The organism is Cupriavidus sp. FW305-26 (assembly GCF_058787975.1).
The window spans coordinates 1-555 of the sequence record NZ_JBYTAH010000172.1; the positions used below are offsets into that span (position 1 = coordinate 1).

Here is a 555-nt window from a genome sequence, read left to right on the forward strand (position 1 = left end):
CTATCCACGCGATCTCATCGGTTACGGCGCCCGGCCGCCGCACGCCCGCTGGCCGGGCGGTGCGCGCGTTGCGCTGCAGTTCGTCCTCAACTACGAAGAAGGCGGCGAAAACTGCGTGCTGCACGGCGACGCCGCCTCCGAGCAGTTCCTCTCCGAGATCGTCGGCGCCGCGGCCTACCCCGACCGCCACATGAGCATGGAGGGCATCTACGAATACGGCTCGCGCGCCGGCGTCTGGCGCCTGCTGCGCGAGTTCGAGAAGCGCGGCCTGCCGCTGACCATCTTCGGCGTATCGATGGCGCTGCAACGCCATCCTGAACTGACCCGCGCCTTTGTCGAACTGGGCCACGAGATCGCCTGCCACGGCTGGCGCTGGATCCACTACCAGGGCATCGACGAAGCCACCGAGCGCGAGCACATGCGCATCGGCATGCAGATCATCAAGGACCTGACCGGCGAACTGCCGCTGGGCTGGTACACCGGCCGCGACAGCCCCAACACGCGCCGCCTGGTGGTGGAGCACGGCGGCCTCCTGTACGACTCGGACTACTACGG

General features: G+C 68.1%; 1 protein-coding gene. It reads left to right on the forward strand.

Annotation, left to right across the window (positions count from 1 at the left end; translation table 11 throughout):
- On the forward strand, positions 1 to 555 hold a 555-nt coding region (locus tag AC3WQZ_RS35735), incomplete at both ends, for a polysaccharide deacetylase family protein (RefSeq protein ID WP_492302174.1).